Annotated in this window: 2 protein-coding genes; both read left to right on the top strand. The window is 70.7% G+C overall.

Annotation, left to right across the window (positions count from 1 at the left end; translation table 11 throughout):
• On the top strand, positions 1-2717 hold a 2717-nt coding region (locus tag VF794_RS31160), incomplete at its 5' end, for a CHAT domain-containing tetratricopeptide repeat protein (RefSeq protein ID WP_331116752.1).
• Between the two features lie 86 nt (positions 2718-2803).
• On the top strand, positions 2804-3829 hold a 1026-nt coding region (locus VF794_RS31155; protein WP_414640989.1), incomplete at its 3' end, for an RCC1 domain-containing protein.

The raw sequence follows: 3829 nt of genomic DNA, 5'->3' as shown, positions 1-3829 counted from the left end.
ACCAGTGCAAGGGGTTGTACGGCCGGGCCGAGCCACTCTTTCAGCGCGTGGTGGCCATTCGGGAAGCAGCCCCCGGCAAGAACCCTTCCGATGTCGCTACCTCGCTCCTGCACATCGCCGGCCTCTACCTGAACCTGGGGTTGTACGGCCGGGCCGAGTCGCTCTATGCGCGCGCGGTGGCCCTTCGGGAAGCGACCCTCGGCGAGAACCACCCCCTCGTCGCCGACCCGCTCGGCTGGCTCGGCTTCATCTACTTCGAGCAGGGGTTGTATGGCCGGGCCGAGCCCCTTCTCGAACGCACGGTGGCCATTCGGGAAGTGGCCCTGGGCGAGAACCATCCCCTCGTCGCCGACGTGCTTCTCGATCTCGGCAACCTCTACGTGGCCCAGGGGTTGTACGCGCGTGCCGAGCCGATCCTCCGGCGCGCGTGGGTCATTCGCGAAGCGGCCTTTGGCGAGAACAGTCGTTTCGTCGCCACCGCGCTCATCGATCTCGGCAACCTCTACGTGGCCCAGGGGCTGTACACGCGTGCCGAGCCTCTCCTCACGCGCGGGCTGGCCATTCGGGAAGCCGTCCTGGGCGAGAACCATCCCGAGGTCGCCAGGACGCTCAGCCGCCTCGGCAACTTCTACGTGGCCCAGGGGATGTACACGCGTGCCGAGCCCCTGCTCACGCGCGCGCTGGCCATCGCGGAAGCGACCGTCGGCAGGAACAATGGCCTTATCGCCACCCCGCTCAACAAGCTCGCCGACCTCTACCTGGCCCAGGGGTTGTACGGCCGGGCCAGGCCGCTCTACGAGCGCGCGCTGGCCATCGCGGAAGCGATGCTCGGCGAGAACCATCCCAGCGTCGCTGAAGCGCTCAATCACCTCGGGGTGATGCATCTGGCCGAGGGTCGCCTCGCCGAGGCCCTGCCGCTGCTCACGCGCGCCTTCGCCCTGTCCGAGCGGCGCCTGCGCCAGGAGTCGCTCGGTTTCTCCGAAGCCCGCCTGGCCAGCTTCCTCCAGTTCCTGCGCGCCGACGAGGAGCGACTCTACGCGCTGCTGCGCGCCCACCCCGATGACGCCAAGGTGAGACGCCTGGCTCTCGGCGCCGCCCTTCTGCTCAAGGGCCGCTCCGTCGAGGAGAGCGCCGACATCTCCCGCACCGTCTACCAGAGCCTGGGCGAGCAGGACCGAGACACCTTCGAGCGGCTGCGGGGGCTGCGCACCCAACTGGCCCAGTTGTCACTCCAGGGCCCCGGCTCGCTTCCACCCGCCGCCCACCAGCGGCGTCTCGAGGAGTTCGCCGAGCAGGGCGCTGCCCTGGAAGCGGACCTGGCCAGGCGATCCACCCCCCTGCGCGCGCTGACCGCGCTGCCGCCCCCCTCGGAAATTGTCGATCGGGTCGCCGCGGCCCTGCCCCGGGACGCCGCTCTCGTGGAGTTCATCACCTACGTGGACCGCCCGCTGCTGCCCAGGCCCGGCACGCCCGAGTCCCAACGCCCAGGCCCGCTGCGCTACCTGGCGCTGGTACTCTTGCCGGACGCCACCATCCGCTTCCAAGACCTGGGAGCCGCCGAGCCCATCGACTCGGCCGCTTCACGTCTACGCGACGCGCTGGCCAACCGCGACGCGGGCTTCGAGGCCTCGGCCCAGGCGCTCCACCAGCTCGCCTTCCAACCCCTGCTGCCGTTGCTGGGGGATACCCGCCGCCTCTTCCTCTCGCCGGATGGTCAACTGGCCCTGGTGCCCTTCGCCGCCCTGCACGACGGGAAGCAGTTCCTCGTGGATGCCTTCGATTTCACCTACGTCCCCTCGGGCAAGAGCCTGCTGCCGCGGCCCGAGGAGAGCGCTCCTCCGGGCTCCGTGGTCGTCCTCGCCGACCCGGACTTCAGGGCCCCCCTTCAAGCCGCCGCTCTCCCCAAGGAGGACGCGCCCGCGCTGGTGGCCACGCGCGCCATGCCCGGCGAGCGCTTCTTCTCCCTGCTGCGCGCGGACCTGGGGCAACGCGCCTGGGACGCCACTCCCCTGCCGGGCACCCGCCAGGAGGCCGAGGCCATCCAGCGCCTGCTGCCCCAGGCCCAGCTCTTCCTGGGCCCGGAGGCCACCAAGGAGCGGCTGCTGCAACTGCCTCCACCCGGCATCCTCCACCTGGCCACCCATGGCTTCTTCCTCGAGGACGTGCCCCAGCCGCGGGGCTCCCGGGCCGTGGGCCACTTCGGTGCGCTGGGCGAGGACACCCAGGCACCGAGCTCCCAGGACCCGCTGCTGCGCTCCGGCCTCGTCCTGGCGGGGGCGAGTGCCGGCTCCAGCCCCACTCCAACTCCGCTCGGCAACGCGCTGGTGACGGCGCTGGAGCTGGCGGGCCTCAACCTGTGGGGCACCCAGCTCGTCGTCCTCTCGGCCTGCGATACCGGGCGAGGTGACGTCAAGATAGGCCAGGGAGTCTACGGGCTGCGCCGGGCCTTCCTCGTGGCGGGAGCGGAGACCGTCGTCATGAGCCTGTGGAAGGTGAACGACGAGACGACGCGCGAGTTGATGGAAGTCTACTACCGCAACCTGCTGGCGGGGCAGGGACGTGCCACGGCGCTGCGCGAGGCGATGCGCGAGTTGCGGCGGACCCGATCGCACCCCCACCATTGGGCGCCCTTCCTCGCCATGGGCCAGGAGACGCCCCTGCGCTTGCCCGAGTCCAGCCCGCCGCGCAGCGCTTGCCTCATGCCGGATGGCGGCTGAGCGGCGCTCCAGCGCTACAAGAGAGTCCATGGCCCTTCAAGAGGGGCCCATCAGGAGAGAAGCAAATCCTTCCAACAAACAGGGTAGTGCGGCTGTGCGTAGCGCTGTGGGCCTGCGTGCAGATGGCGGGGTGTCACGCGGAGGAAGGCGCGAGCCTACGCGCGGACGGGAGGGCGAAGGCGGCCCTGGCCGTCGGCCAGAATCGGCTCAAACATGCGGCGGGAGGCAATGGCTTCTCGGTGGTGGCACGCGCGGATGGGACGGTGTGGGCGTGGGGGGACAACCGGTATGGACAGTTGGGAGATGGGACTACCAGCACCCGCCCCAGGCCGGCCCGGGTGCTGGGAGTGGGGGGCAGTACCAGCGTGGGGGCGGGACTGCACCATGGCCTGGCGCTGGGGACGGATGGGACGGTGTGGACGTGGGGGGATAACGACTTCGGGCAGTTGGGGGAGGCAACGACGGGGCCGCGCACACAGCCGGCGCGGGTGGCGGGGCTGAGCGGGGTGGTGGCCGTGGCGGGAGGCAGCTGGCATTCGCTGGCGCTGCTGGCGGATGGGACGGTGCGGGCCTGGGGCTACAACGGAGCAGGGCAGTTGGGGGATGGGACGGCGACGAGCCGCTACCAGCCGGTGCAGGTGCTGGGGCTGAGTGGGGTGGTGGCCGTGGCGGCGGGGCACACGCACTCCTACGCCCTCAAGGCGGATGGCACGGTGTGGGCCTGGGGCTCCAACGCATATGGGCAACTGGGGGAGGGGACACTCACCTCGCGCTACGTGGCGGCGAGGGTGCCAGGGGTGGAGGGAGTGGTGGAGGTGGCCAGTGGGGCGCACCATGGACTGGCGCTCAAGCAGGACGGCAGCGTGGAGGCGTGGGGGTACAACGCGCACGGGCAGTTGGGGGATGGAAGCACCGTCAACCGAGCAGCACCCGTGGCGGTGGTGGGGCTGACGGGGATGGAGGCCATTGCCAGCCAGGGCATGCATTCGGTGGCCTGGGGGAAGCAGGGAGGAGCGTGGGCCTGGGGCAACAACCAGTATGGCCAGCTGGGAGATGGAACCACGACGAGCCGGGCCGAGCCGGTGCGAGTCCCAACACCGGAGGGGATGACG

The organism is Archangium sp. (assembly GCF_036389735.1).
Lineage (GTDB): Bacteria > Myxococcota > Myxococcia > Myxococcales > Myxococcaceae > Archangium.
This window is presented reverse-complemented; position numbering and strand designations above follow the sequence as displayed.